Here is a 25,943-nt window from a genome sequence, read left to right as displayed (position 1 = left end):
TTTTCTATGCCATAATAAACGTACATAGCTAGTTAGAAACAGAGAGGGGGAGAAAGGTTGTTTGAGGCAGTCATTGATTTTCTGAGGGATTTTGGCGCCTGGGGTTTGTTTATTCATTCCTTTGCCGATGCCATTATCTTTCCAATACCGGCATTTTTCCTTCAAGTCTCCCTTAGTTTATTAAACCCGGCAGACGCGATTTGGCTCGCAACTGTTGGATATGTCGCATGCTTACTTGGCACCCCCGTTGGGTACTTAATTGGTCATTTTCTCGGGGATTCCATACTCCAACGTCTACTAAAGAAGGATGCGTTAGAGAAAGCACAAGCCCTTTTTACAAAAAACGGAGAAGCCGCCATCTTAATAGGGGCTTTTACACCGATTCCATTTAAAGTGTTTACGATTATGGCGGGAGCAATGAAGTTCTCTATCTGGAAGCTGATCGGGTATGCAGCTCTTGGCCGTGCGGTTAAGTTTTATGCAGTTGGGTTCTTGTTTTACTTTTACGGGAGAGCAGCAGAAAACTTAATTGATTCGTATCTAACCTATATCTTCTTAGGTATTGCCGTGCTCCTTCTTATCGGTATTTACATGAAGCGAAAGCTCCAGAAAAAACGCTCTGACGTATCAGATGTGCAAAAGGAAAATGGATAATAGAATGGCGAACCCCTTCGCTTGAAGGATTCGCCATTTTTGCGTTTATTAATCAATTTACACCTGAGTGCGGAATCGTTCAAGGAAGTTCTTAAGTCGCTCACTCTTAGGATTGTCGAGCACATCACTTGGTTTGCCATGCTCAACAAGCTTGCCGTCAGCAATAAAAACAATTCGATCTGAGACCTGCCATGCAAAGTCCATCTCATGTGTGACTAGAATCATAGACATATCACCTTGCTGTGCCAGGTCTTTAATAACCTCGAGTACTTCTCCAACAAGCTCGGGATCAAGTGCGGAGGTTGGTTCATCAAACAGCATAATCTTAGGCTGCATAACGAGTGCACGGGCGATCGCAACACGTTGCTGCTGACCACCTGAAAGCTGAATTGGATAATTGTCTACCTTGTCACCCAGTCCAACCTTTTCAAGCATCTGGGTCGCACGTGTTTCGGCTTCTTTTTTTGATAATCCAAGTACGTGAATCGGCGCTTCTGTACAGTTACGCAAGATCGTCATGTGAGGAAATAGGTTAAAATGCTGAAACACCATTCCGACGTTTGATCGAACCTTTCGTAAATGCTTCTCATCCGCATCAACCCATTTTCCTTTCGCTTGCATCTTCCACAGATTTTCGCCTTCTACGATAATATCGCCCGCAGTTGGTTTTTCAAGAGTCATTAACATTCGTATAATAGTTGTTTTACCAGAACCACTTGGTCCAATAATGGATACAATTTCACCTGGGTCTACATCAAGGGTAAAATCCTTCATTACTTCTAATTCGTCAAAGGATTTACCGAGTCCTTTAAATTGTACAATAGGTTGTGTCATGCTGATGCCTGCTCCTTTTCAACTTTTTTGGCTTTTCTTTGAATTCGATTATTCATCCGTTTTTCCGCATAGCCGACTAAGAGAGAGGACGGATAGCTAAGTAAAAGGAATAACAAACCGACGATCGTATACACCTCTGTATATTGAAAGTTTGATGCACCAAGCTCACGAGCTGCTGCGAGCATTTCATATACAGAAATCGCCATGAGGAGCGGCGTTTCTTTAAATAAAACAATTAAGTAGTTCCCCATCATCGGAATAACCGGAGGAATTGCCTGTGGCAGGATAACCTTTATCCACGTTTTGGGACGACTGAAGTTGAGCGCCCGACTCGCTTCCCACTGGCCTTTTGGAACCGAGTTAATACCAGAACGATAAATCTCAGATAAATACGTAGCATAGTGAATCCCAAGTGTCGCAATCCCTGCTGTGACTGCACTCATCGAAACACCAACCACTGGAATTTGTGGCCACGCGTAATACACAAAAAACAATTGAACAAGTGGCGGAGTACTTCTTACAAATTGTACAAAGCCATATACGGTCCAGGCAAGAGGTTTAAATGATGAACGGCCGAGTAGTGTCAGCACTAGTCCAAATACAACGGACACAAGATACGCTCCAAGCGTAATCCCCAGTGTGACAAACATCGCACGAAAAATCACAGGAAAGGCATCTACAGCAACCTGCCAATCGATCATGTGCTAGCCACCCCCCTTGATGCCCGCTTTTCAAAGTATTTAGAGAGCAGAATGAGTGGTAGGGCAATTAAAAAGTACATAACGAGAAGTATAGCAAAAACGGGAAGAGCACTACTGTAGTCAGCGCCACGCAAGTTCTGTCCCCAATACATCATATCCTGAAGGGTAATTAACGCAACTAAAGAAGTTCCCTTTAGTAGCTCAATTGAATTATTCGTTAAGCCAGGAATCATGGTTCGGAAGGCTTGCGGGAGAATAATGCGAAACATTTGTTGGGTTCTTGTCATATTTAAGGCGATGCCCGCTTCGGTTTGCCCCTTTGGAACAGACAAGATCGCACTTCTCACAATTTCAGAGCCGTATGCACCATAGTTTAATCCTAAGGTAACGACCCCAGCCACAAATGGATCTAGGCGGACTCCGAAGGCTTCTGGTAACACAAAAAATAACCAAAACAATTGAATTAATAAAGATGTGCCTCGAAAAAACTCGACATAAATCATTGTACCAATTCGAACAAACTTGTACTTAGATACTCTTGAAATACCAGCAATAAATGCAACGGTAAATGCTAAAGCTGTTGCCGTTAACAGAAGTGAAACGGTTGTGGGCAATCCTCGCATAAGTACTTGTACAATATCTACTGCGCTCAATCATGTTCACTCCTAACGGTTCGGTTCATTTAAATAAAACAGGGATATCTCGTTGTACGGTTTACGTCTTAGAGATATCCCCCGGATACATTTAATTGATTATCCTGCGCAAAGCTCTTCAGTGGTCATATCGTCCACCATATTATCCTCAGTGAAACCAAATGGCTCCATGATTTCTAGGATTCTGCCAGACTCTTTTAGTTCTTCTAGCTTCTCGTTGTAGGCATCCTTAAATTCTTCATCATCAGGATGAAAAACAGCAGCTCCATATCCATAGACTTCTTCGCCATTAATGACAGGCTGTTCAAAGTCTTCAACGATCTCGACATTATCATCATCTTGATCCTGAAGGGCAGTACGTAATGTAAGATCTGTCATCGTAATGGCGTCGGTACGACCAGATGAAAGCGCAGAGATGTTGTCTGTAATACTAGAAACCTGCTCAATTTGCGAATTATCAACGCCCATTTCTCTGAGATATTCAATTTCAATCGCTCCAGACATAACGGTGACTGTCAAATCCGGGTTGTCAGCGATATCCTGATAGCTTGTTATGTTATGTGGGTTTCCAGGTTGAACGGCTAGTCCCTCCCCAATTCGGTAATCTGGCTCAGAGAATAATGCATTCTCACATCGATCAGGTGTGACATAGACACCGGCAGTTACGACATCAAAGTTTCTGGAGTTTACTCCATTAATGAGCGCATCAAATTCAACCACGCTGCCTTCAAGCTCATCAACGCCCAGCTCACTAAACACAGCTCTTGCAACTTCGACGGAGGCTCCAGTCACCCCACCATCAGCTTCCTCGTACCCATATGGACGTTCGTTTGCTACGCCTACCTGTACTTTTCCATTGTCTTGAATGTTCTCTAGTGTGTCACCGCCAACACTCGAACACGCACTAAGAATAGCGACAGAAAGTAAGCCTGAAAGTATGTAACCTGTTTTTACGTTCAAAAAACCAATCCCTTCATATATGGTAATTTTGTTAAAAACATTCTTACTTAGTTAATTTTTTCACGATTTGCACTTATTTAGCGTACCAAAATGTAAAAGGGAAGACAAAAGCACTATGAGAGCATATTAGCGAATTATGTTGCTTTTTAGCGTGTTAAGTGGGAGGGATGCCTACTATTCATAGATTAAGCATGCGATAACGTCCGAATCATCTGAATTGCGAATTAAATGGAAGCGGTTTGATTTATGTGTATTTTAAATATGGAATTACTTATACCCGTTGAACAGATGGAGTAAACACTTTTTTTAGTGAAAATAAAATGGCTCTGTTTAATTAGATCGTCATGTCAAGATTCGTAGGTTCATATGATGACATACGGAGGTTTGCTTATGCCTACTAAATCAATTCAAGTAAAAACTTCATCACATCAATTGACTCTTTTTGAGAATGGGCAAGTGATTAAAACGTATCCTGTAGCCATTGGTAAGGTTGCAACAATGACTCCATACGGACAATTTACAATCGTAAATAAACAAGCGAATCCAGGAGGTCCGTTCGGAGCATTTTGGATGGGGCTATCTAAGCCTCACTATGGAATTCATGGAACGAATGATCCATCATCCATTGGAAAGTCAGTATCACACGGCTGCGTTCGTATGTACAATGAAGACGTGTTGGAACTGTCAAAGCTAGTGTCAGTAGGAACACCAGTCTCGATCAGTCCATAACGAGAAGAACCGATGAGTGACTCTGCACTCATCGGTTCTTCTGTCTTCTTATGTCTATGTTTATCGTAGGAGGAATGGGGAACATATGAAGATAGCTAGACTCGAATAACAGGAGATGGTCTAAAATGGGACATTATATAGAGGTTGATCAAAACGTAAACGTATATGTTGAGGACGTGGGCGAAGGAACGCCCATCTTGTTTCTACATGGTTGGCCAGTCAGCCACAAAATGTTTGAGTATCAACAAATAGAACTACCGAAACATGGCTATCGTTTTCTTGGAATGGATTTGCGTGGATACGGAAAATCCGATGCACCATGGAATGGATATGATTATGATACGATGGCTGCAGACGTAGACAAAGTTGTGAAAGCGTTAGATCTACAGGATGTTGTTCTCGTTGGTTTCTCCATGGGTGGACCCATTGCCATTCGCTATCTGGCGAAGTACCAAGAAAATCGGGTTCAGAAGCTAGTCTTGCTTGGAGCGGCAGCACCCCTGTTCACGCAGCGTGATGAATTCCCACATGGTCTTGAAAAGTCAGGTGTGGACGACATCATTGAAAATCTTAAGGCTGACAGACCAGCTATGCTTAAGGACTTTGGTGGCATGTTCTTTCACCAAGACAGATCAAATGCCTTCTCAGAATGGTTTCTAAACCTAGGACTTACAGCTACACCACATGCAACGATTCACTCAGCTGTAGCATTACGAGATGAGGATGGACGAGTTGATTTAGCAAGTGTCCATGTTCCAACATTAATTCTTCATGGCAAACATGATGAGATCTGCCCATTTGAATTTACTTCTTACATGAAACAGGGCATCGCAGAAGCTACTGTTATTCCTTTTGAAAATAGTGGACATGGGTTAGTGTTTGAAGAGAAAGAAAAAGTAAATCAAGAGATTCTGAAATTTATAAAGCTGTGAGCCAAAAGGGCTACAGCTTTTCCCTCTGCCTAAGGGCTTGTTCTAATTCGCTTCCTCCTATCATATAGTGAACTACTAAAGTTGTTGGAGGGAGATACGGATGGATCAGTTTGAATTCGGTACACCAATGGGCAGAGCAAGTGAATCCAAGGATCACGACATTACGTTAAAAGGTCGTAAACAGCTCGATATTACAGGTGTAAAACAAGTAGAAAGCTTCGATAATGAAGAATTCTTAATGGAAACAACAATGGGGTTCTTATCAGTAAAAGGACAAAACCTGCACATGAAGAACTTAAATGTCGAGCAAGGACTCGTTTCAATAGAGGGTAAAATTCATGATATGATCTATCTCGATCATTCCGGTCAGGATAAGTCTAAAGGATTTTTAGGGAAGTTATTTAAGTGACGTTAACCATACAGCTTCAGACCATGTTATCGATGCTGGCTATGGGTGCGTGTTTAGGTGCCTCATTAGATACGTATGGAAAACTCACGCGCCACCCACACGGATTTAGCTGGGTGGCCGCAGTGAGGGATTTTCTGTTTTGGTGTAGCTTGGGGCTGATCGTCTTTTATGTGTTATTCCTCTCTAATATGGGGGAACTGCGTTTTTATGTGTTTTGTGCTTTATTATGTGGGTATGCCGCCTACAGAGCTCTTTTACAACGACTCTTTAACTACTTACTGGACAGGCTCATTGCAATCATTGTTGGGATTATTCGTTTTACGAATAAAAGCTTGTATTACGTTATTGTTAAGCCGATAAAATGGATATTGTATCTAATCCTTAGCTTTTGTATGATGATAGTAACGATCGTTTGGAAGATATGTCTAATCCTATTTATGATTATTTGGAGACCACTCGAGTGGTTGATGCGGCCAATCAATCGGATAATCGGGGGCACAAAGCTTTGGCGAGGGTTGCAACCTTTTTTTCTGAAAATAAAGGAGGTTGTCCGTTCTGTATGGAAGAAGAAAGACAAGAGGTGATCATGAATGGCCAACAGAAAACCTACGATAAGAGAATTAGATTCTGCTTATATTAAGCAACGTGAGCAAGAAAAGCAGTTACAGCTTAAGCGTAAGCGAGGATTAATGAGACGATTGACAGTGCTAGGGTTTGTCGGGTTCATTATACTTGGTATTGTATCAGCAACACTGATTGCCCAGGCTAAATCCATTGGTGAAAAGAAAGAAGAACAGGCAGCATTAAAAGAAGAACAGGATGCTCTCATTGCGGAGCAGGAAAAACTTGAACAGGATATCGAAAATTATAATAATCCTGACTATATTGGTGAAGTTCTCAGACGGGATTATTTTTTGACACGTCCTGGAGAAACATTATATAAATTACCAGAATCATCATCAGATTGACACCTTTTTTTGCTTTCGGTTATACTATATTTCAAAGTGATTTTTTTACAGATATTTAAGGAGGATCTATCTTTTCATGTCAATTGAAGCAGGCAGCAAGGTGCAGGGCAAAGTGACGGGCATTACACATTTCGGTGCATTCGTAGAACTACCGGGCGGAACAACGGGACTTGTTCACATTAGTGAAGTGGCTGATAACTATGTCAAAGACATTAATGAGTTTTTGAAGGTTGGCCAGGAGGTACTGGTTAAAGTCGTAAACGTTGAGAAAGACGGAAAAATTGGTTTATCAATTAGAAAGGCTCAAGATCGCCCGGCTAGTGTGCCAGACAAGACATCACGTCCTAGTCCTGCCTCACGCCCCTCCAGACCATTTAACAATAGTCGACCTCAAGGGGGAAACCGCAGTCAAAGAGGTAATGTTAGGCAAACCGTTACGTTTGAAGATAAGGTTAGTCGCTTCTTAAAGGATAGCGAGGAACGTTTAACAACGATCAAGCGTCAAACTGAATCTAAACGTGGGGGACGCGGCGCAAAAAGAGGCTAAACTGCTGTTTGGATAAGCTCCTTATAGAATAGACAAAAGAGGCAGATCTCGAATCTGTCTTTTTTTATGCGGAAAATGATTGACATGACCGGCATATGAGGGTATATTAAGTCTTGTCGTCATTTTCATGCGACATACTTGAGGCGGTGTAGCTCAGCTGGCTAGAGCGTACGGTTCATACCCGTGAGGTCGGGGGTTCGATCCCCTCCGCCGCTATAATTGTAAGACGTAAGAAAGATCGGCAGGGTGATTCCTGTCGATCTTTTTTTGTCGTTTCAAAAAAAGCCCTTTAGTATGCTAGATTCACGATTATTTTAAAATGAAACAGAAACCGTACGCCAAATTATCGCAGACACACTGATAAAAGGTGGTTATGTGCGCCCGTTTGAACACGCTTTTCAACCTTCTGTGTGTCATTCCTTTATTTCTGGCCGAATGAAGTCGAACGATTCATTTATTGCCACCTGTGATTGTGACAAATTCTTGCCCGCGCTTCTGTTTATAATGAGACCACGAATCTAATAGGGTGGTGGGTCTCTTATGTTAAAGAAAGCTGTAAAGTTATGGAATGAACCTGTATGGATCGCGAAAGTCGGTCAAGTCTATCAAGGAACCACAGATTCAATGAAGCGACAAGCCATCAGTTGGTTTGATACAGCATTCTATAAATGGGGTCTTCTAATAGCCATTATGGGGTTCTTACTTGGACGAGCCGTCATCTTAACAGAGTTAACTCCTTTTGTATTACCACTTCTAGCAGCGGTGTATCTACTTAAACGTGATAAGGCAGCCATTGCCGCATTCTCACTTTTGGGTGGGGCAATATTCAGTTACCACGGTCAGGTCGGATTTGTCATTACAGCGATCATAGCATACATCCTCCTACAAAAAGCGGTTACGCGATTTGTCTCTGACCAAACAAGTGCACTTCCTTACTTAGTTTTCTCTGCCAGCTTACTTTCAAGACTTGGTCTTGTCTTTATAGGAACCGGAACCATATCAGGCTACGCTCTTATGATGGCAGCAGTAGAATCGGGACTTAGCTTTATCTTAACAATGATCTTCCTGCAAAGTGTGCCGCTTTTAACGGCAAAACGAATTCAACGACCCTTAAAGAATGAAGAAATTATTTGTTTAATTATCCTGCTTGCATCTGTCATGACCGGGACCGTCGGGTGGGCGTGGAACGATATGACCGTTGAACACGTGATGGCTAGATATTTATTACTTATTTTTGGATTAGTTGGTGGGGCAGCGATTGGTTCCACAGTCGGGGTGGTAACCGGACTTATATTAAGCCTAGCTAGTCTCGCTAATTTGTATCAAATGAGCTTACTTGCCTTCTCAGGACTACTAGGGGGTCTTCTTAAAGAAGGGAAAAAAGTGGGTGTAGCGGTCGGTCTTCTTGTCGGTACCCTTTTAATTGGTATGTATGGGGAGGGCGGGCCGGGCATCGCAGCCACGCTACTCGAGACATTTGCTGCGATTCTATTGTTCTTCCTTACGCCAAATCGCCTCATTCATAAGATATCGCGCTACATACCAGGCACGGTGGAGTATGCGAATGAGCAGCAGCAGTATTTAAAGAAAATACGTGATGTTACAGCAGGTAGAGTTGAACAGTTCTCTACGTTATTTCAGACGCTATCCAAAAGCTTTCAGATGCCTCCTCCTGCGGATGACCGGGAGCGAGGCGAAAAGGAAGTGGATTATTTCCTGAGCAATGTAACGGAAAAAACATGCCAAACCTGCTTTAAAAAAGAGAAATGTTGGGTTCAGAACTTTTCTAAAACATATGAAACGATGAATAAAATTATGACTGAAACAGCGAAAAATGGGGAGGTGAAGGATCAAATTCTTCAAATGGAATGGAATAAGCATTGTATCAGACCGGAAAAGGTCGTTCAGGCAATTGTGACAGAGCATAGTCATTATCAAGTGAATCAGATGCTTAGAAAGCAAGTGTCAGAAAGCCGAAAGCTTGTAGCTGATCAATTACTTGGTGTGTCTCAAGTAATGGGAGATTTCGCTAAAGAGATCCAAAAAGAGAAAGAGGCTCATTATCAGCAAGAGGAGGAGCTCCTAGAAATGCTAAGGGGTGCAGGTATTGAAGTGGGCCATCTTGATATCTACAGTCTGAGAGCCGGCCAAGCTGAGATTGAATTAAGTATTCCGTTTGATGGAGGGCAGGGAATTGGCGAAAAAGTAATTGCTCCTATGCTCTCATCTTTATTAAATGAAACGATCGTGCTGCAGAAGGAAGAGGCAGGCTTTTATTCAAATGGACATAGTCATATGACCTTTGCTTCAGCAAGACAATTTGTGATCGAAACGGGTGTAGCAAATGTTGCTAAGGGAGGAGCTTGGATTTCAGGTGATAGTTATTCTACGCTTGAACTCGGCTCAGGACAGTTTGCACTCGCTATTAGTGATGGAATGGGGAACGGGGAGCGGGCACATCTGGAAAGTACAGAAACGTTAAAGCTGCTTCAAAAGGTGCTCGAGTCTGGTATTGAGGAGATGGTCGCGATCAAATCTGTGAACTCGGTTCTCTCTCTCCGAACAACAGACGAGATCTTTTCAACGCTTGATTTAGCGATGATTGATCTACAAACGGCTAAAGCAAAATTTCTAAAAATCGGTTCGATTCCTACTTTTATTAAACGACGGGATAAAGTACTCCAAATTGATGCAAGTAATTTACCAATGGGTATGTTCCAGGATTTTGACGTAGATGTAGTCAGTGAACAGTTAAAGGCTGGTGATATTATCATCATGGTTAGTGATGGAATCTTTGACTCTCCAACGCACGTTGAAAACAAAGATCTATGGATGAAGCGAATGATTGGAGAACTGGAGGGGGCTGATCCACAGGATATGGCGGATATGATTCTGGAGCGTGTGATTCGGTCAGATAGTGGCTATCAAATTGAAGATGATATGACCGTCATTGTGGCTGAGGTGAAACGAAATACACCAAAATGGGCATCCATCCCACTTTATCGCCCTTCACCACCTTTGAAAAAACGGGCTTAAGCGATGTAACTATAGGTATAGATTCTCTCTAAAGCGTGAAGGATGGTACCAAACACACACTTGGAGGGATTGTCGATGAAAGGTACATTGAAGCAAATCCTATTAATTACAGACGGACATTCAAATCAAGGAGAAGATCCGATAGCAATCGCGGCGATCGGCAGGGAACAAGGGATTACACTTAATGTGATTGGGATCGTCGATGGAGATTCGTTAAATGAACAAGGTATAAAAGAAGTAGAAGCGATTGCTCTTGCAGGAGGCGGTGTTAGCCAGATTGTTTATGCCAAACAGCTTGCAAAAACGGTGCAGATGGTTACTAGAAAAGCTATGACACAAACGTTGCATGGGGTCGTAAATAAAGAACTGCAGGATATATTAGGTAAAGGCCAGGAGCTTGAAGACCTGCCTCCTGAAAAAAGAGGGCAGGTTATGGAGGTTGTTGATGACTTAGGAGAGACGATTTCACTTGAAGTGCTCATTCTAGTTGATACAAGTGCAAGCATGCGAGATAAGCTGCCTATGGTACAAGAGGCTCTGACGGACCTGTCTATTAGTTTAACTTCTAGAGTAGGAGAGAATCGCTTTGCTTTGTATTCATTCCCTGGGAAAAGACGAGAAGTTGACCGTTTACTCGAATGGACACCTCGTTTGGATAGCCTAACTAGTGTGTTTCAAAAGCTATCACCTGGGGGGACGACGCCAACTGGTCCTGCGATTCAAGCAGCCGTTCGTATCTTTACTCAAAAAGGTTCGAAAAGGAGCTTGCTGAATCATGAGGAACAGTTACTCGACGAAATCGCCGATTAAGTTTGCTTCCGGTGCTCGTTTTTTGGGTAAGTGGAACAAAAAACAGTACACTGTAATCCGCACCCTTGGTGAAGGTGCAACAGGAACGGTGTATCTCACTCAGTCAACGGACGGTTTAGTGGCTCTTAAAGTGGGTACCGATGGCATGGCCATTACAAATGAAGTGAATGTACTCAGGCAATTCTCGAAAAAGTCAGGGGTTGTTCTAGGGCCAGCGTTAATGGATGTGGACGATATTCTGTTTGATGGGACGACTTATCCATTTTATGCAATGGAATACGTAAAAGGTGAAGCGTTAATTACGTTCATGCATGGCAAAGGGCCAGAGTGGTTGGGACTTATGATCCTGCAATTACTTGGAGACTTGGAGAATCTTCATAAAGAAGGCTGGGTATTTGGCGATTTAAAACCAGATAATTTACTTGTAACCGGTCCTCCTTCACGAGTAAGGTGGCTCGATGTAGGAGGAACCACTCTTCTAGGGCGATCGATCAAAGAATACACGGAGTTTTTTGATCGAGGGTACTGGACACTAGGTACAAGAAAGGCAGAGCCTTCTTATGATTTATTCTCAGTTGCCATGATTATGATTAACTGTGCATATCCAAAGCGATTTGATAAGAAATCCGCATCACCTCTTCAGCAGCTTAAAACATCGATCCATGGTCAGCCCCTTTTAAGACCGTATGAATCCATTCTAGTTAAAGCTTTAACGGGCCATTATCATCAAGCTGGACTTATGAAAAGAGATCTGACCCATGTCATGCAGCGAGTGGCTGCGTCTGAGCGAACTGGCACAACAAAGCGTAATCGTGCAAAAAAACATACGAAAAAGCGTGGATTTAAGGTGGAGCTAGCATTAAGTGCGACCTTACTTTTTATTGGGTGTCTTTTATACGTATTCATTCTTACAATGTAAGGGCCTAGTATGTTAAGGCCTTTTCTTTTTTTTGAGACATGTTTTCATCTAAACGCGCTATAATAAACTCAAGTAGAGTAAATAGATGAGATAAAGGGGTCGTTTTGGTTTGAGCGTGGAAGAGTCGGTGCATACGTTTATGAAGCACACAGAAATGGGTATAGATGGGCAGCATGTTGTTGTTGCCGTTTCTGGAGGACCAGACTCAATGGCTTTACTCCATTTTCTCTATGAAGAAAGGCGACGGTATCGCATACGTGTAACAGCTGCTCACATTAACCATCAGCTCCGTGGAGAAGAATCTGAGCAGGATGAACGCTTAGTAAAAACGTACTGTGAACAGGCGGGGATCGACTTTATTTCACAGAGAGTGGATGTTAAGCGGTATGCACAAAAGCAACGAATTGGTTCATCACTTGCAGCAAGGGAATTACGTTACAGCCAATTGGAAAGAATACTGGATGAGTCCAAAGGAGACTGCTTAGCCGTTGCTCATCACGGGGATGATCAAATTGAGACGGTTCTAATGAAATTTGTTCGAAGTGCAAATGCCCTGCAAAAGCCAGGAATGGAAGCGATAAGACCCTTTCATCAAGCGAAGCTGATCAGACCTTTTTTAGCTTTATCGAAATCAGATATTTTTACATACTGTGATGAAAATAGCATCCCCTATAGGATTGATTCGAGTAATGCTTCATCGGCGTATACACGTAATCGTTTTAGAGAAACCATTTTACCATTTGTAACCGAAGAAAACCCGAATATACATAGACACGTCCAGCGGTACCATGAATGGCAATCAGATGATCAAGACTTTTTAAATGGATTAGCAGAAGAGGCGATGTTGCAGGTAGTCCATGCGAAACGTGAACAAATTGTTACAATCTCCATTGATTTATTCCTCTCGGTGGCGCTCCCTTTACAAAGGAGAATGATTCATCTAATATTAAATTATCTTTACAAGGGGTCTGCCCGCATTACTTCTGTACATATTGAGCAAACGATAACAATGCTAGGAGCGAGTAATCCTTCAGCTACGCTCGAACTGGCTGATGGACTGAAAGTAAATCGCGAATACAACCGTTGTCACTTTGTGCGAAACGAGCCAAACGAACAGGGTCAGATAACCAAAGAGCTTAAGGTTCCGGGTAAAGTGGTTCACTCTTTAGGTGAGGTAAGCGCTACTTATGTAAGCCAGGAAGAACCGAGTGGACCATTTGAAGTGCTCCTGGATCTAGACTCCATTCAATTGCCGTTAATGATCCGTGCTCCCTTACCAGGTGATCGGATTGATGCTTTAGGGATGGACGGCACCAAGAAGCTTAACCGGCTTTTTATTGATCGGAAGTTACCTAAATCGTTAAGATCAGAGTGGCCAATTGTAACGGATGCAGATGGATACATTATTTGGGTGCCATACTTACAAAGATCACGTATAGCAGTCGTTACAGAAGAAACTAAGAACATTGTGAAGCTGACATTTTTAAGGAACTAAACCGATTCATGCGGTTTAGGAACCGAATTAAACAGGAGGGTCTAAAGCCTTTGATGAAAGATGAATTGAAAGAGATACTGATTTCCGAAGAAGAAATCCAGAATAAAGCCCGTGAATTAGGAAGCGAAATTACGGAACAATATAAAGACGCGTTCCCGCTTTTTGTAGGAGTTCTAAAAGGTGCGCTCCCTTTTATGGCAGAGCTAATTAAGCACGTAGATGCTCATCTTGAGTTAGACTTTATGGATGTGTCAAGCTACGGGAATGCTATGGTTTCATCTGGTGAAGTGAAAATTATTAAAGACTTAAACACGTCTGTTGAAGGACGTGACGTCTTGATTGTCGAAGATATCATCGACAGCGGACTTACCCTTAAGTATTTAATTGAGCTGTTTCATTATAGAAAAGCCAAATCAGTTAAGGTTGTCACTCTTTTAGATAAGCCTGATGGACGCAAGGTAGATCTCGTCCCTGATCTGTGTGGTTTTACAGTGCCAGATGCCTTTGTTGTAGGGTTTGGACTTGATTACGCAGAACGCTACCGTAATCTTCCTTACATCGGTGTGTTAAAACCAGAGATTTATGAGGGGTAATGTTTGTGGACTTAAAGTCCGGTATGGTACTATTATTGCAGCTTTGTTGGACGTGGGAGGAGGTCTAGAATGAAATATCGGGTGTTTAGAAATACGATCTTTTATCTACTTATTTTCTTGGTAATTATTGGGATTGTAAGTGTGATTAATACAGATCAAAATACTGTAGAAGATTTAAATTACAATCAGTTTACTGAACAACTTGAGCAAGGAAATGTAGAAACGTTTAGTATAAAACCAGAACGAGATGTTTATCTGGTACGTGGTCAGCTTGTTGGGGCCAAAGAGGATGAATTTTTCGAAACGTACGTACTTCGTAGTGAACAAACCTCTGAACTACTCGCGCAAGCACAGAGTAACTTAGAGATCCAGCCTGCTGATGAAACAAACAGCTGGGTGGCAATCTTCACGTCTCTTATTCCATTTGTCATTATTATCATATTATTCATCTTCCTTATGAGCCAAGCGCAGGGCGGTGGTAACCGTGTCATGAGCTTTGGTAAGAGTAAGGCTAAAATGGTGAGCGATGATAAGAAAAAAGCTAAGTTTAAAGACGTAGCAGGTGCAGATGAAGAGAAAGCCGAACTCGTTGAGGTTGTGGAGTTTCTTAAGGATCCACGTAAATTCGCTGCAATTGGTGCACGTATTCCAAAAGGTGTTCTTCTAGTAGGACCTCCAGGAACAGGTAAAACTCTACTTGCTCGTGCTGTTTCAGGTGAAGCAGGCGTGCCGTTCTTCTCGATCAGTGGTTCTGACTTCGTAGAGATGTTTGTTGGGGTAGGGGCTTCTCGAGTGCGTGACTTGTTCGAGAATGCAAAGAAAAACGCTCCTTGTATTATTTTTATTGATGAGATTGATGCAGTTGGTCGTCAGCGTGGTGCTGGTCTTGGTGGTGGACACGATGAGCGTGAACAAACACTTAACCAACTACTTGTTGAGATGGATGGATTTAGTTCAAACGAAGGGATCATTATCATTGCGGCGACAAACCGCTCAGATATTCTGGATCCAGCATTACTTCGTCCAGGACGATTTGACCGTCAAATTCAAGTAAACCGCCCAGATGTAAAAGGACGTGAGCAAGTTCTTGTTGTTCATGCCCAAAACAAGCCATTAGGCGATGATGTAAAACTTGATGTAATTGCAACAAGAACGCCAGGTTTCTCAGGTGCGGATCTTGAAAACCTTCTAAATGAAGCAGCACTTGTTGCTGCCCGAGAAGACCAAACAAAAATTGGTATGTCTCATGTTGAAGAAGCCATTGACCGTGTCATTGCTGGCCCGGCTAAGAAAACACGTGTGATCTCTGCAAAAGAGAAAAACATTGTTGCTTGGCATGAAGCTGGTCATACGGTTGTTGGTGTGAAGCTGGAAGGTGCTGACATTGTTCACAAGGTAACAATTGTTCCTCGTGGAATGGCTGGCGGATATGCCATGATGTTACCTAAAGAGGATCGTTACTTTATGACAAAGCCTGAGTTAATCGACAAGATCGTTGGTCTACTTGGGGGCCGTGTCGCTGAGGAAATTCAATTTGGTGAAGTAAGTACCGGGGCGCACAATGATTTCCAACGTGCAACGGGTATTGCTCGTAAGATGGTAACGGAATATGGAATGAGTGAAAAGCTAGGACCGATGCAATTTGGTCAATCATCTGGTGGTCAAGTATTCCTAGGACGTGACATCCAAAACGAACAAAATTACAGTGATGCAATTGCTCACGAGATTGATTTGGAAGTTCAAAAGATCATTAAGGATGCCTACGAAAAATGTAGACAAATCCTTCTAGAACATAAAGACGCGTTAGATCGTGTTGCTGAATCGTTAATTAAGCTTGAAACATTGGACGCTGAACAAATTCTTTCTCTTGTCAACGAAGGAAAGCTTCCGGAGAATCATCACGGAAATAAGCTAGGCGATTCTGATTTGAAAGTGAACATTAATGGAAAGCAAGAAGGAACTCCATACGAAGAAACAACAAACCTGGATCAAGGTCAAAATGAACCACCAGCTGATGGTGGAAGCCAGGATACCGATCGTCGGTACTGACTAAGACTAAGAGAAGATGCCCGTTTCGGGTATCTTCTTTTTCTATGACTAGGCACGATCTTTGCCAAAAAGATCATTTACACGCATAATATAAAACGAATCAGCGGGGACGGTGAAGAGATGATTCTTGTCATGGACGTTGGAAATTCATCAATCGTGTTTGGTGTGTACAAAGAAAATGAATGTATTCGTTCTTGGCGCATGGCAACCGATCGGCAAAAGACAGCAGATGAGTATGCGGTTCTGGTTAAGTCGATGTTTGCAGATGTCGGCATAACGTTTCCAGATATTACTGGGATAGCCATTTCATCAGTCGTTCCGCCTATCATGCACACGCTTGAATTGATGTGTAAGATGTATATGAATCAGACAGCATTAATTGTTGGTCCTGGGGTAAAGACAGGGTTAAACATCCTTTATGAGAATCCTCGTGAGGTGGGTGCGGATCGAATTGCGAATGCAGTTGGTGCGCTGACTCATTACAAGTCACCTGCAATCATTGTTGATTTTGGAACCGCAACTACGTATTGTTACATTAATGATAAGGAACAATATGTCGGAGGGGCCATATCTCCTGGTATGGCAGTATCGGCAGAAGCTTTATATATGAGGGCATCAAAGCTTCCTAAAATAGAATTAACAAAACCAAAATCAATGCTTGGAAAAAACACGGTTCACGCAATGCAAGCAGGTACATTTTATGGATATATTGGAGGAGTGGAAGCGATCATTTCTCGTATTCATAAGGAATCGCGGCTAGCCGTAAAACCAAAAGTGATCGCAACAGGTGGTCTTGCTGAATTGTTGGCACCTGAATCGTCTATGATAGATATTGTAGACCCCTACTTAACGTTAAAAGGGCTCAAAGCCATTTACGAAAAAAACATCTAGAGTGGAGATGAAATACATGAACGATTATTTAGTAAAATCAACAGCGTTTGACGGGAAGGTTCGTGCGTATGCGCTAGTTGCAACAGACATGGTAAATGAAGCTGTACGAAGACAAGGAACATGGCCTACTGCATCAGCGGCTCTTGGTCGTACGATGATGGCAAGCTCAATGATGGGTATGATGCTTAAAGGTGAAGAAAAGCTTACCGTAAAAGTAGAAGGTGGCGGCCCGATTGGCGCCATTGTTACAGATAGTAACGCAAAAGGAGAAACACGTGGATATGTCTCTAAGCCTCAAACTCACTTTGATTTAAATGAACACGGAAAATTAGACGTAGCGAGCGCTGTAGGTACAACTGGAACACTTTCCGTTGTTAAAGATCTTGGATTGCGCGAACCTTTTACAGGAAGTGTGCCAATTGTTTCAGGTGAACTTGGCGAAGATTTTACGTATTACTTCGCAAACTCTGAACAAACACCTTCTTCAGTAGGAGTGGGCGTTCTAGTTAATCCAGATAACACGGTTCAAGCTGCCGGTGGGTTTATTCTGCAATTAATGCCTGGTGCAGATGACGCGGTCATTGATGAGATTGAAAAACGCTTATCCACGATTCCGCCAATCTCTAAACTTGTAGAGCTTGGTATGCCTCCTGAGGAGATTCTATATTCTCTTTTAGGGGAAGAATCAGTCACGATCCATGAAAAGTTACCAGTTGTCTTTAAGTGTACTTGCTCAAAAGATCGAATTGCTAACGCGATCATCAGCTTAGGCCAAGCTGAAATTACAGCAATGATTGAAGAAGATGGTGAAGCAGAAACGGTGTGCCATTTCTGTAATGAAAAATACCATTTCACAGGCGCTGAGCTTCAAGAGTTAAAAGAACAAGCCGTTTAATAAAAATGTAAAATCCTTCTTTTTCATTTCGTAGATTCATTGACTTATAAGTAGAGTTCTGATAGTATCAACTTATAAAACCAATAAATTTACTAGGAATTAAGGAGGCTCATTATGACTGCTGTCAATTCTGTTCTCGATTTAATTGGAAACACGCCTTTAGTGAAATTAAATAGGTTAACGACGGATCAACATGCTGATGTTTATTTGAAATTGGAATATTATAATCCGGGTAGTAGTGTAAAGGATCGGATCGGTTTAGCGATGCTAGAAGCTGCTGAGGAAGCTGGGAAAATCAAGCCTGGTGATTCATTTGTTGAACCTACAAGTGGGAACACAGGAATTGGCCTTGCGATGGTTGCTGCAGCAAAAGGATTTAAAGCGATTCTCGTAATGCCTGAAACCATGAGTTTAGAGCGTCGTAACCTTCTACGTGCATACGGAGCAGAGGTTGTTCTCACTCCTGGCCCTGAAGGTATGGGTGGTGCTATTCGCAAAGCAACGGAGCTTGCAAATGAGCATGGATACTTTATGCCTCAACAGTTTGAAAATGAAGCGAACCCTGCTATTCATCGCAACACTACAGGAAAAGAGTTGCTTGAACAAGTAGATGGTCAGCTTGACGCTTTTGTTTCTGGAATTGGAACAGGCGGAACGATTACAGGTGCAGGTGGGTTCCTAAAGGAACACTTCCCTGAGCTTAAAGTGGTTGCTGTTGAACCAAAAGATTCCCCGGTCCTATCTGGTGGTAGCCCGGGTCCTCACAAAATCCAAGGAATCGGTGCAGGCTTTGTACCAAAGATTCTTAATCAAGACGTATATGATGAAGTAGTTCAAGTTTCTACAGAACAGTCCTTTGAATTTGCTCGTAAGGCAGCAAGAGAAGAAGGCATTTTAGGTGGAATTTCTTCTGGAGCAGCCATCTATGCTGCACTTGAAGTAGCGAAAAAGCTTGGACCAGGTAAAAAGGTCGTAGCGATTATTCCATCAAACGGAGAAAGATACCTAAGCACAGCTCTTTATCAGTTTGAAGAAGAGTAAGTGTCTATACAAAAAGGCAGTCCAGAACACGGGACTGCCTTTTCTTATGGTTCGATGTCATGTAAAATAGAAGCCATATCTTACGGTCAAAAGGGAGAAGGTGAGATGTCTACATTGAACTCAACGACATCCAGAATTACAAGAGCAAGATCATTCTCATTTAAAAAAGAAGATTGGTTTGGTAAGTACCAGCAAATGGCGAGCCATTCTGAGCACCACATTCTGCTTGAAAGTGGACGTGGTGGCCAGTACAGCATAATGGGTCTCGATCCATTTGCGATTATTGAGGGTCACGATCAAACATTAACTCTTGAGATCAATCAAGAAAAGCAAGATTGGCAGGGACCATTACTTGAAAGTCTTGAATTAGTGATGAAGCCATATATGATTGATGCTGCTGAAGCGATTGAGGGAATCCCTTTTAGTGGAGGGGCGATCGGTTACTTTAGTTATGATTTGATGAGAGAAATGGAACAAATCCCAACTCAAGCAGAAGATGACCTTCCGCTACCTGAAGTGTACCTCATGTTGTTTGAAGATGTGTTTGTTTACGATCACCATCGTGAGATTCTTTATATATGTGGTAATGGCAAAAATGAATCTGAACTTAAAACACGTTTAGATGAGTATAAGAGTCAGTGGCAAGAGGACGTTGGGACTAAGCCCATCTGGAAGAAATCGAGTACGAACGAATCGGTCCGTTCTAGTATGACGGAACAAGAGTTCGTATGTGCGGTAAATAAGATTAAAGCGTATATCGCGCAAGGTGATGTGTTTCAAGTAAACCTGTCACTCAGGGAAACCAAACCACTCACCGTTTCACCTATGCATGTGTATGAAAAACTCAGAACGTTGAATCCTTCGCCATACATGGCATATATGCAAACACCAGGATTCCAGCTTGTTAGTGCATCACCTGAATTGCTTGTGAAAAAACAAGGCAATCAACTAAGTACAAGACCTATTGCAGGGACTCGTTCTCGCGGGAAGACAGAAGAAGAAGATCAGCAGCTTGCAGATTCGTTGTTTTCCAATGAGAAAGAACGGGCAGAGCATGTGATGCTTGTGGATCTTGAGCGTAATGACCTCGGTCGTGTCTCGAGCTATGGTACAGTTAAGGTAGATGAACTAATGGTCATCGAGCGGTACTCACACGTGATGCATCTTGTATCAAATGTGATTGGTGAGCTTGCGGAGAAGCATTCTAATTATGATGTCATTCGCGGTGTTTTCCCTGGAGGCACAATTACAGGAGCACCCAAAGTACGAACAATGGAAATTATTGAAGAGCTTGAGCCTGTGCGTAGAGGTGTATATACTGGTGCCATTGGCTGGCTTGGTTTTCATGGAGATATGGAACTTAATATCACCATTCGAACAATGGTTTGTCATGACAACCTTGCACATGTTCAAGCTGGTGCTGGTATTGTAAGTGATTCCAACCCACACCACGAGTACAAAGAATCATTTAAGAAGGCGCGTGCATTATGGCGTGCGCTAGAGTTGAGCGAAGAAGAGTGTATGACAGAAACACAGATGAGCTGAGGAGGAATAAACATGATTCTTATGATTGATAACTATGATTCATTTACGTATAACCTGGTTCAATATTTAGGTGAGATGGGTCAAGAGCTTGTAGTCAAACGAAATGATCAGATTACCATTTCAGAAATCGAAGAGCTAGATCCAGCAATTCTAATGATCTCACCTGGACCGTGCAGTCCAAACGAGGCTGGAATTAGCTTAGAGGCCATTCGTTATTTCGCTGGAAAGCTTCCGATTTTTGGAGTGTGCTTGGGGCATCAGTCCATTGCGCAAGTTTTTGGTGGGGATGTTGTACGTGCGGAGCGTCTCATGCATGGGAAAACGTCTGAGATGAAGCACGATGGCAGGTCTATCTTTAAAGATCTTCCATCTCCTATAACGGCAACTAGATATCATTCTCTTATTGTGAAGCGTGAAACGTTACCGGATTGTTTTGAGATCTCCTCTGAAACCGAAGAGGGAGAAATCATGGCAATTCGTCATAAAGAATTAGCAATAGAGGGTGTTCAATTTCATCCGGAATCGATTATGACAGGGGACGGCAAACAGCTGTTGCGTAATTTTGTAGAGGCTCATTCAGGGAATCAGGCATGTTCGTCTATTTAAATGGCAAGTATGTAGATGAGAGCATGGCGACAGTATCGCTTTTTGATCATGGGTTCTTATATGGATTAGGCTTATTTGAAACCTTTCGTTTATATAACGGTCATCCTTTTTTATTGGATGACCATTTTCAACGTATGGGAGATGGGCTAGAGCAGATTGGTATCGATTGGACGATTCCAAAGGATCGCGCAATCGAAATCTTACAAGAGCTAGCTAGGATAAACAAAATAGAAGACGCATATGTAAGATGGAATGTGTCAGCTGGAGACGAGGGGCTCGGACTATATACTGGTCGTTATTTGGAGCCGACTGTTGCAGTCATGATGAAGCCTCTCCCTTCCTTAGATAGAAGCAAAGCAATGACGATGTTGAAGCTCCCGCGTAATACACCGGAGGGTGATTACCGGTTGAAGTCTCATCATTACTTAAACAATGTTCTTGCTAAAAAAGAGCTAGGGTCCATGTTGAATACAGAAGGGATTTTTCTAACGCAAGAGGGATGGATTGCAGAAGGTATTACGTCAAACATCTTCTGGGTAAAAGGAGATACGGTCTATACCCCTTCGTTAGATACAGGAATTCTGGATGGAATCACCCGGCAATATGTGAAGGCGTTGTTAAACAAAAAGGGAATTTCTCTTACAGAAGGGTTGTACCCTCAAGAGGTTCTGTTAAAGGCGGATGCAGTATTTTTAACAAATTCCATTCAGGAAATTGTTAAAGTAGAGAGCTGCGATGGGACGTCGTTTAAAGATCACCCAATCTTAGACACACTTCAACAGATGTACAAGCGGGAATCAACATGGCGATGGAGCATTGCCGAATAGGAGTGTTAACGTATGGCAGATGGACAAGCAATTGATCCGGCGCAACTAGGCCCTACACAAATTATGGGTATATTGAATATCACCCCCGACTCGTTTTCTGATGGTGGTAGGTACAATGAAGTGGAGCTAGCGGTTAAACGAGCTCGTGAATTAGTAGACGCTGGTGCGGATATGATTGATATTGGCGGAGAGTCTACTAGGCCGGGAGCCGAGAAGGTTAGTAAAGATGAAGAGCTACATCGAGTGATCCCAGTGATTGAAGCGCTTGTACAGGAAGTGGATGTTCCGCTATCTATTGATACATACAAGGCAGAGGTAGCTGAACGTGCACTTCAAGCTGGTGCTTCCATCATTAATGATGTATGGGGGGCTAAGGCAGACGGAAATATGGCGAAAGTTGCAGCACAAAACGGTGCGTCGATTATTTTAATGCATAATCGCTCGAACCGTGAGTATGGGAACTTTATGCAAGATGTTCTATCCGACTTAAAGGAAAGCATCGCCCTTTGCAAGGAAGCAGGCGTCTCAGATGAACAGATCATCTTAGATCCTGGAGTGGGGTTTGTAAAATCCTATGAGCAAAATCTAGAGGTGATACGTAGACTCGACGAAATCGCTAAACTTGGATACCCTGTTTTACTAGGGGTTTCTAGGAAATCGTTTATATCTAAGGCGTTGGATCTTCCTGTAGATGATCGGTTAGAAGGAACAGGGGCGGCGAATTGCTTAGGGATTTCAAAAGGAGCTTCCATCATTCGGGTTCATGATGTGAAGGAAATGGGCCGAATGGCAAAAATGATGGACGCTTTGCTTGGAAAGGGGCACTAAAAAGAATGGATAAAATCCGGTTAAACAGAATGAAATTTTACGGGTATCATGGGGTCTTTGCTGAAGAGCAAAAGCTCGGTCAGCGTTTTCAGGTTGATTTAACACTCGAACTTGATCTAACAGAGGCCGCTTCAACAGATGATCTAACCAAATCAATTGATTATGGGGACGTATATGCAAGAGTTCAGAAGATCGTAGAAGGAGAACCACGACAGCTTTTAGAAGCCGTGGCAGACTCCATTACGAAAGAGTTACTATCTGCATATCCCATTTTAAATCAATGTACAGTCGTATTGATTAAGCCAGACCCTCCAATACCAGGCCACTACGACTCTGTTTCAATAGAGCTGACAAGGGCCAGAGCAGGTAATGGCTAACGTATATTTATCGCTTGGCTCAAATATGGAGAGTCGAATTGGTTATTTAGAGAAAGCGATAAGCAAGCTGCGTTTAATGAAGGATAGTGAAGTGACAGCCATCTCTTCAATTTATGAGACCGATCCTGTTGGCTATGTTGATCAACCTTCCTTTTTAAATCTGGTTGTCTGCCTGAGTACTACCTTGCCACCGTTTGAACTTCTAGCTGAAACTCAACAAATTGAGAATGAGCTCGGGAGAAAGCGCGAAATTAGATGGGGCCCAAGGACAATAGATCTTGACATTCTTCTGTATGATCAAGAAAATATGAAGATGGAGAGTTTAACCCTCCCGCACCCAAGAATGTGGGAACGTTCGTTTGTTATTATTCCATTACTTGAGCTTGCTCCCGATTTAAGCTTTAATGTGCAGGGAGTGACCTTGAAAGAAGTGTATAATCAACTACATGATAAAGAGGGTGTACGAATGTGGAAACCTTAAACTGGGGCAGGCGTATTCGTGCATTTCGTAAACTAAAGGGATACACTCAAGAAAGCTTTGCAAAAGAAATTGGGGTGTCCGTTTCTGTATTGGGCGAAATTGAACGTGATACACGTTGCCCGGATGAACAGTTAATTGGTCACATTGCATCTGTATTAGGTATATCAATTAATGAATTACGCCCTTAATGCTTGTAAAAGGCATAAGGGGAACGATTATAAAGAAGTAACTGGTAAACTGGCTACTATCATTTAGGAGATGAAGAATCAATGAGTGAAGAACTAGAATTGCATGATTTGTTAGCGGTACGACGTGACAAATTAAAGCAGCTTGAAGAACAAGGGATTGACGCGTTCGGTCATAAATTTGAACGGACTCACTCTTCGGCACAAATGACGAAAGAGTTTGATGAGTACTCTAAAGATGAGTTAAGTGAAAAAGAAGCTCCTGCTGTCTTGGCTGGTCGCGTCATGACTAAGCGTGGTAAAGGGAAAGCGGGATTTGCTCATATACAGGACTTAACGGGACAAATCCAAATCTATGTTCGTAAGGATGCCATAGGTGAAGACCAATACGCTTTGTTTAACTCACTAGACATTGGAGACATTATTGGTGTATCTGGTATGGCTTTTAAAACAAATGTAGGGGAACTATCATTAAAGGTAACTGATCTGAAACTTCTAAGTAAGTCGCTACGTCCACTACCTGATAAGTTCCACGGATTAAAGGATGTTGAACAACGTTACCGTCAGCGTTATGTGGACTTAATTGTAACGCCTGATGTGCGCGATACATTTATTGTTCGCAGCCGTATCTTGCAATCAATGCGTAGATATTTAGACGACCAAGGGTATTTAGAAGTTGAAACACCGATGATGCATTCAATAGCTGGAGGAGCATCTGCTAAACCATTCATTACCCACCATAATACACTTGATATGACTCTCTACATGCGTATCGCAATTGAATTGCATCTTAAGAGACTCATTGTTGGTGGACTAGAAAAAGTATACGAAATTGGTCGTGTCTTCAGAAATGAAGGAGTATCAACACGTCATAACCCTGAGTTTACAATGATTGAATTATATGAAGCGTATGCGGATTATAAAGACATCATGGCCTTAACAGAAAATCTAGTTGCTCACATCTCGAAAGAAGTGTTGGGTTCAACAGTTATTCAGTATGGTGATTACGAGGTAGACCTTACTCCTGAGTGGAGAAGAGTTCATATGGTTGATGCCATTAAAGAACAAACAGGTGTGGACTTCTGGAAGGAAATGACGGACGAGGAAGCCCGTGCGCTTGCGAAAGAACATAAGGTACCTGTTAAAGAAACAATGAGCTACGGGCATGTAGTTAATGAATTCTTTGAACACTTTGTAGAAGAAACATTAATTCAACCGACGTTTATTTATGGACATCCGTTAGCCATTTCTCCTTTAGCTAAGAAAAATCCAGAAGACGAGAGATTCACAGATCGTTTTGAGTTATTCATTGTTGGTCGTGAGCACGCAAATGCGTTTACGGAATTAAATGATCCAATTGATCAACGTGCGCGTTTTGAACAACAACTTGTCGAACGTGAGCAGGGTGACGATGAAGCACATATGATGGACGACGACTTTATTGAAGCGCTTGAATATGGTATGCCTCCAACAGGTGGTCTAGGAATTGGTATCGATCGACTTGTTATGCTACTAACGAATTCTCCTTCTATTCGTGATGTTCTTCTATTCCCTCAAATGAGAAACAAAGAGTAGGGAAGTATTCATGGATAATGGCTTCACTTGCTATAGTTAATAGGGAAGTGGAGTCATTACACATGGAACTTTAAATTCTTTTAATTAATTTTCGAAAAGTAGTTGCATTCTTTTTCTCAGGGTGGTATATTATTTCTTGTCGCCAAGAACGAAACGGCGTCGAAAAAACAATTGTTGACAAGTTAAATGAGATTTGTTAACATTGAAAAGTCGCAATGAACGGCGGCAAACAAGTTCTTTGAAAACTGAACAAAAGCCAAGCGTACGAAGAGATACATGATATCTCATAAGTATAAAAAAGTCGTAGCGTAAGCTACGCAATTGGAAAGTTGATGGAGACATCAACGCCAGCAGTTGAGCAATCAACTCACCACTTTTATGGAGAGTTTGATCCTGGCTCAGG

Annotated in this window: 29 protein-coding genes and 1 tRNA gene; 25 read left to right on the top strand and 5 right to left on the bottom strand. The window is 42.3% G+C overall.

What is annotated here, in order from left to right; translation table 11 throughout:
• The first annotated feature begins 57 nt into the window (after positions 1-57).
• A complete protein-coding gene (locus ACQKKO_RS18330; protein WP_498649744.1) occupies positions 58-654 on the top strand; it encodes a YqaA family protein in 597 nt (198 codons plus the stop codon).
• 57 nt (positions 655-711) lie between these two features.
• On the opposite strand, the gene ehuA is transcribed toward ACQKKO_RS18330, so the two are convergent.
• The 4 genes from ehuA to ehuB form a co-directional block, all read right to left on the bottom strand.
• A complete protein-coding gene (ehuA, locus tag ACQKKO_RS18325; RefSeq protein ID WP_498649743.1) occupies positions 712-1,488 on the bottom strand; it encodes an ectoine/hydroxyectoine ABC transporter ATP-binding protein EhuA in 777 nt (258 codons plus the stop codon).
• Entirely contained in the window at positions 1,485-2,189 is a 705-nt protein-coding gene (gene ehuD, locus ACQKKO_RS18320) for an ectoine/hydroxyectoine ABC transporter permease subunit EhuD (RefSeq protein ID WP_498649742.1), read from the bottom strand. The genes ehuA and ehuD overlap by 4 nt, the downstream gene beginning before the upstream one ends.
• Positions 2,186-2,842: an ectoine/hydroxyectoine ABC transporter permease subunit EhuC gene (ehuC, locus tag ACQKKO_RS18315; protein ID WP_498649740.1), complete on the bottom strand. Its 657-nt coding sequence runs from the start codon at positions 2,840-2,842 to the stop codon at positions 2,186-2,188. The genes ehuD and ehuC overlap by 4 nt, the downstream gene beginning before the upstream one ends.
• 99 nt (positions 2,843-2,941) lie before the next feature.
• Positions 2,942-3,802, bottom strand: a complete 861-nt coding sequence (gene ehuB, locus ACQKKO_RS18310) for an ectoine/hydroxyectoine ABC transporter substrate-binding protein EhuB (protein ID WP_498649739.1) — start codon at positions 3,800-3,802, stop codon at positions 2,942-2,944.
• 390 nt (positions 3,803-4,192) lie between these two features.
• Here ehuB and ACQKKO_RS18305 point away from each other — a divergent pair, with 390 nt between their 5' ends.
• The 24 genes from ACQKKO_RS18305 (at position 4,193) to lysS (ending at position 25,540) form a co-directional block, all read left to right on the top strand.
• Positions 4,193-4,531: a L,D-transpeptidase gene (locus ACQKKO_RS18305; protein WP_498649737.1), complete on the top strand. Its 339-nt coding sequence runs from the start codon at positions 4,193-4,195 to the stop codon at positions 4,529-4,531.
• Between the two features lie 125 nt (positions 4,532-4,656).
• Positions 4,657-5,463: an alpha/beta fold hydrolase gene (locus ACQKKO_RS18300; protein WP_498649735.1), complete on the top strand. Its 807-nt coding sequence runs from the start codon at positions 4,657-4,659 to the stop codon at positions 5,461-5,463.
• A 100-nt stretch (positions 5,464-5,563) separates the two neighbouring features.
• A complete protein-coding gene (gene yabP / locus ACQKKO_RS18295; protein WP_498649733.1) occupies positions 5,564-5,872 on the top strand; it encodes a sporulation protein YabP in 309 nt (102 codons plus the stop codon).
• A complete protein-coding gene (yabQ, locus tag ACQKKO_RS18290; RefSeq protein WP_498649731.1) occupies positions 5,869-6,456 on the top strand; it encodes a spore cortex biosynthesis protein YabQ in 588 nt (195 codons plus the stop codon). Before yabP ends, yabQ begins: the two co-directional genes overlap by 4 nt.
• A gap of 6 nt (positions 6,457-6,462) precedes the next feature.
• A complete protein-coding gene (locus ACQKKO_RS18285; RefSeq protein ID WP_498649729.1) occupies positions 6,463-6,840 on the top strand; it encodes an FtsB family cell division protein in 378 nt (125 codons plus the stop codon).
• 76 nt (positions 6,841-6,916) lie between these two features.
• The gene (locus ACQKKO_RS18280; RefSeq protein ID WP_498649727.1) at positions 6,917-7,387 is read left to right on the top strand and encodes a S1 domain-containing RNA-binding protein; all 471 of its coding nucleotides are present in this window, start codon (positions 6,917-6,919) and stop codon (positions 7,385-7,387) included.
• 142 nt (positions 7,388-7,529) lie between these two features.
• A tRNA-Met gene (locus ACQKKO_RS18275) sits at positions 7,530-7,603 on the top strand.
• Between the two features lie 324 nt (positions 7,604-7,927).
• Positions 7,928-10,423 (top strand): stage II sporulation protein E, encoded by a 2,496-nt coding sequence (gene spoIIE, locus ACQKKO_RS18270; RefSeq protein WP_498649725.1) that lies wholly within the window; start codon positions 7,928-7,930, stop codon positions 10,421-10,423.
• Between the two features lie 75 nt (positions 10,424-10,498).
• A complete protein-coding gene (locus tag ACQKKO_RS18265) occupies positions 10,499-11,233 on the top strand; it encodes a vWA domain-containing protein (protein ID WP_498649723.1) in 735 nt (244 codons plus the stop codon).
• Positions 11,199-12,152, top strand: coding sequence for a serine/threonine protein kinase PrkT (gene prkT / locus ACQKKO_RS18260; protein WP_498649720.1), 954 nt, complete (start codon positions 11,199-11,201; stop codon positions 12,150-12,152). The genes ACQKKO_RS18265 and prkT overlap by 35 nt, the downstream gene beginning before the upstream one ends.
• A gap of 115 nt (positions 12,153-12,267) precedes the next feature.
• Complete coding sequence (tilS, locus tag ACQKKO_RS18255; protein WP_498649821.1) at positions 12,268-13,647, top strand: tRNA lysidine(34) synthetase TilS; 1,380 nt, start codon at positions 12,268-12,270, stop codon at positions 13,645-13,647.
• Between the two features lie 53 nt (positions 13,648-13,700).
• Positions 13,701-14,240, top strand: coding sequence for a hypoxanthine phosphoribosyltransferase (gene hpt, locus ACQKKO_RS18250; protein ID WP_498649719.1), 540 nt, complete (start codon positions 13,701-13,703; stop codon positions 14,238-14,240).
• Positions 14,241-14,309: 69 nt separating this feature from the next.
• A complete protein-coding gene (gene ftsH, locus ACQKKO_RS18245; RefSeq protein WP_498649717.1) occupies positions 14,310-16,289 on the top strand; it encodes an ATP-dependent zinc metalloprotease FtsH in 1,980 nt (659 codons plus the stop codon).
• 120 nt (positions 16,290-16,409) lie between these two features.
• Positions 16,410-17,180, top strand: a complete 771-nt coding sequence (locus ACQKKO_RS18240; protein ID WP_498649715.1) for a type III pantothenate kinase — start codon at positions 16,410-16,412, stop codon at positions 17,178-17,180.
• Positions 17,181-17,196: 16 nt separating this feature from the next.
• Positions 17,197-18,075, top strand: a complete 879-nt coding sequence (gene hslO / locus ACQKKO_RS18235) for an Hsp33 family molecular chaperone HslO (protein WP_498649713.1) — start codon at positions 17,197-17,199, stop codon at positions 18,073-18,075.
• Positions 18,076-18,189: 114 nt separating this feature from the next.
• Complete coding sequence (gene cysK, locus ACQKKO_RS18230) at positions 18,190-19,116, top strand: cysteine synthase A (protein WP_498649711.1); 927 nt, start codon at positions 18,190-18,192, stop codon at positions 19,114-19,116.
• A 105-nt stretch (positions 19,117-19,221) separates the two neighbouring features.
• A complete protein-coding gene (pabB, locus tag ACQKKO_RS18225) occupies positions 19,222-20,661 on the top strand; it encodes an aminodeoxychorismate synthase, component I (protein WP_498649709.1) in 1,440 nt (479 codons plus the stop codon).
• 12 nt (positions 20,662-20,673) lie between these two features.
• The gene (gene pabA, locus ACQKKO_RS18220; RefSeq protein WP_498649708.1) at positions 20,674-21,267 is read left to right on the top strand and encodes an aminodeoxychorismate/anthranilate synthase component II; all 594 of its coding nucleotides are present in this window, start codon (positions 20,674-20,676) and stop codon (positions 21,265-21,267) included.
• Positions 21,252-22,094 carry an aminodeoxychorismate lyase gene (pabC, locus tag ACQKKO_RS18215; protein WP_498649706.1) on the top strand — a complete coding sequence of 281 codons (843 nt, stop codon included), beginning with the start codon at positions 21,252-21,254 and terminating at the stop codon, positions 22,092-22,094. Before pabA ends, pabC begins: the two co-directional genes overlap by 16 nt.
• A 12-nt stretch (positions 22,095-22,106) precedes the next feature.
• Positions 22,107-22,922 (top strand): dihydropteroate synthase, encoded by an 816-nt coding sequence (gene folP, locus ACQKKO_RS18210; RefSeq protein ID WP_498649705.1) that lies wholly within the window; start codon positions 22,107-22,109, stop codon positions 22,920-22,922.
• Positions 22,923-22,927: 5 nt separating this feature from the next.
• The gene (gene folB / locus ACQKKO_RS18205) at positions 22,928-23,299 is read left to right on the top strand and encodes a dihydroneopterin aldolase (RefSeq protein WP_498649703.1); all 372 of its coding nucleotides are present in this window, start codon (positions 22,928-22,930) and stop codon (positions 23,297-23,299) included.
• Positions 23,292-23,780 (top strand): 2-amino-4-hydroxy-6-hydroxymethyldihydropteridine diphosphokinase, encoded by a 489-nt coding sequence (gene folK, locus ACQKKO_RS18200; protein ID WP_498649701.1) that lies wholly within the window; start codon positions 23,292-23,294, stop codon positions 23,778-23,780. Before folB ends, folK begins: the two co-directional genes overlap by 8 nt.
• Positions 23,768-23,968, top strand: a complete 201-nt coding sequence (locus ACQKKO_RS18195) for a helix-turn-helix domain-containing protein (protein ID WP_498649700.1) — start codon at positions 23,768-23,770, stop codon at positions 23,966-23,968. Before folK ends, ACQKKO_RS18195 begins: the two co-directional genes overlap by 13 nt.
• A gap of 81 nt (positions 23,969-24,049) precedes the next feature.
• Positions 24,050-25,540: a lysine--tRNA ligase gene (gene lysS / locus ACQKKO_RS18190; RefSeq protein ID WP_498649699.1), complete on the top strand. Its 1,491-nt coding sequence runs from the start codon at positions 24,050-24,052 to the stop codon at positions 25,538-25,540.
• Between the two features lie 129 nt (positions 25,541-25,669).
• On the opposite strand, the gene ACQKKO_RS18185 is transcribed toward lysS, so the two are convergent.
• The coding region (locus tag ACQKKO_RS18185) for a hypothetical protein (RefSeq protein ID WP_498649697.1) at positions 25,670-25,943 on the bottom strand (274 nt) is incomplete at its 5' end.

The sequence above is a fragment of the Alkalihalobacillus sp. NPDC127517 genome (genome assembly GCF_050276055.1).
Classification (GTDB): Bacteria; Bacillota; Bacilli; order Bacillales; family Bacillaceae_D; genus Alkalicoccobacillus.
This window is presented reverse-complemented; position numbering and strand designations above follow the sequence as displayed.

Excerpts from the sequence above, each read along its gene's own strand:
- hpt (WP_498649719.1), top strand. The coding sequence starts at position 13,701 with ATGAAAGATGAATTGAAAGAGATACTGATTTCCGAAGAAGAAATCCAG.
- folB (WP_498649703.1), top strand. The coding sequence starts at position 22,928 with ATGGATAAAATCCGGTTAAACAGAATGAAATTTTACGGGTATCATGGG.
- ACQKKO_RS18240 (WP_498649715.1), top strand. The coding sequence starts at position 16,410 with ATGATTCTTGTCATGGACGTTGGAAATTCATCAATCGTGTTTGGTGTG.
- ftsH (WP_498649717.1), top strand. The coding sequence starts at position 14,310 with ATGAAATATCGGGTGTTTAGAAATACGATCTTTTATCTACTTATTTTC.
- pabC (WP_498649706.1), top strand. The coding sequence starts at position 21,252 with ATGTTCGTCTATTTAAATGGCAAGTATGTAGATGAGAGCATGGCGACA.
- ehuD (WP_498649742.1), bottom strand. The coding sequence starts at position 2,189 with ATGATCGATTGGCAGGTTGCTGTAGATGCCTTTCCTGTGATTTTTCGT.
- ACQKKO_RS18265 (WP_498649723.1), top strand. The coding sequence starts at position 10,499 with ATGAAAGGTACATTGAAGCAAATCCTATTAATTACAGACGGACATTCA.
- folK (WP_498649701.1), top strand. The coding sequence starts at position 23,292 with ATGGCTAACGTATATTTATCGCTTGGCTCAAATATGGAGAGTCGAATT.
- cysK (WP_498649711.1), top strand. The coding sequence starts at position 18,190 with ATGACTGCTGTCAATTCTGTTCTCGATTTAATTGGAAACACGCCTTTA.
- ACQKKO_RS18285 (WP_498649729.1), top strand. The coding sequence starts at position 6,463 with ATGGCCAACAGAAAACCTACGATAAGAGAATTAGATTCTGCTTATATT.
- pabA (WP_498649708.1), top strand. The coding sequence starts at position 20,674 with ATGATTCTTATGATTGATAACTATGATTCATTTACGTATAACCTGGTT.
- lysS (WP_498649699.1), top strand. The coding sequence starts at position 24,050 with ATGAGTGAAGAACTAGAATTGCATGATTTGTTAGCGGTACGACGTGAC.
- pabB (WP_498649709.1), top strand. The coding sequence starts at position 19,222 with ATGTCTACATTGAACTCAACGACATCCAGAATTACAAGAGCAAGATCA.
- yabP (WP_498649733.1), top strand. The coding sequence starts at position 5,564 with ATGGATCAGTTTGAATTCGGTACACCAATGGGCAGAGCAAGTGAATCC.
- ACQKKO_RS18280 (WP_498649727.1), top strand. The coding sequence starts at position 6,917 with ATGTCAATTGAAGCAGGCAGCAAGGTGCAGGGCAAAGTGACGGGCATT.
- ehuA (WP_498649743.1), bottom strand. The coding sequence starts at position 1,488 with ATGACACAACCTATTGTACAATTTAAAGGACTCGGTAAATCCTTTGAC.
- spoIIE (WP_498649725.1), top strand. The coding sequence starts at position 7,928 with ATGTTAAAGAAAGCTGTAAAGTTATGGAATGAACCTGTATGGATCGCG.
- ACQKKO_RS18305 (WP_498649737.1), top strand. The coding sequence starts at position 4,193 with ATGCCTACTAAATCAATTCAAGTAAAAACTTCATCACATCAATTGACT.
- ACQKKO_RS18300 (WP_498649735.1), top strand. The coding sequence starts at position 4,657 with ATGGGACATTATATAGAGGTTGATCAAAACGTAAACGTATATGTTGAG.
- folP (WP_498649705.1), top strand. The coding sequence starts at position 22,107 with ATGGCAGATGGACAAGCAATTGATCCGGCGCAACTAGGCCCTACACAA.
- hslO (WP_498649713.1), top strand. The coding sequence starts at position 17,197 with ATGAACGATTATTTAGTAAAATCAACAGCGTTTGACGGGAAGGTTCGT.
- prkT (WP_498649720.1), top strand. The coding sequence starts at position 11,199 with ATGAGGAACAGTTACTCGACGAAATCGCCGATTAAGTTTGCTTCCGGT.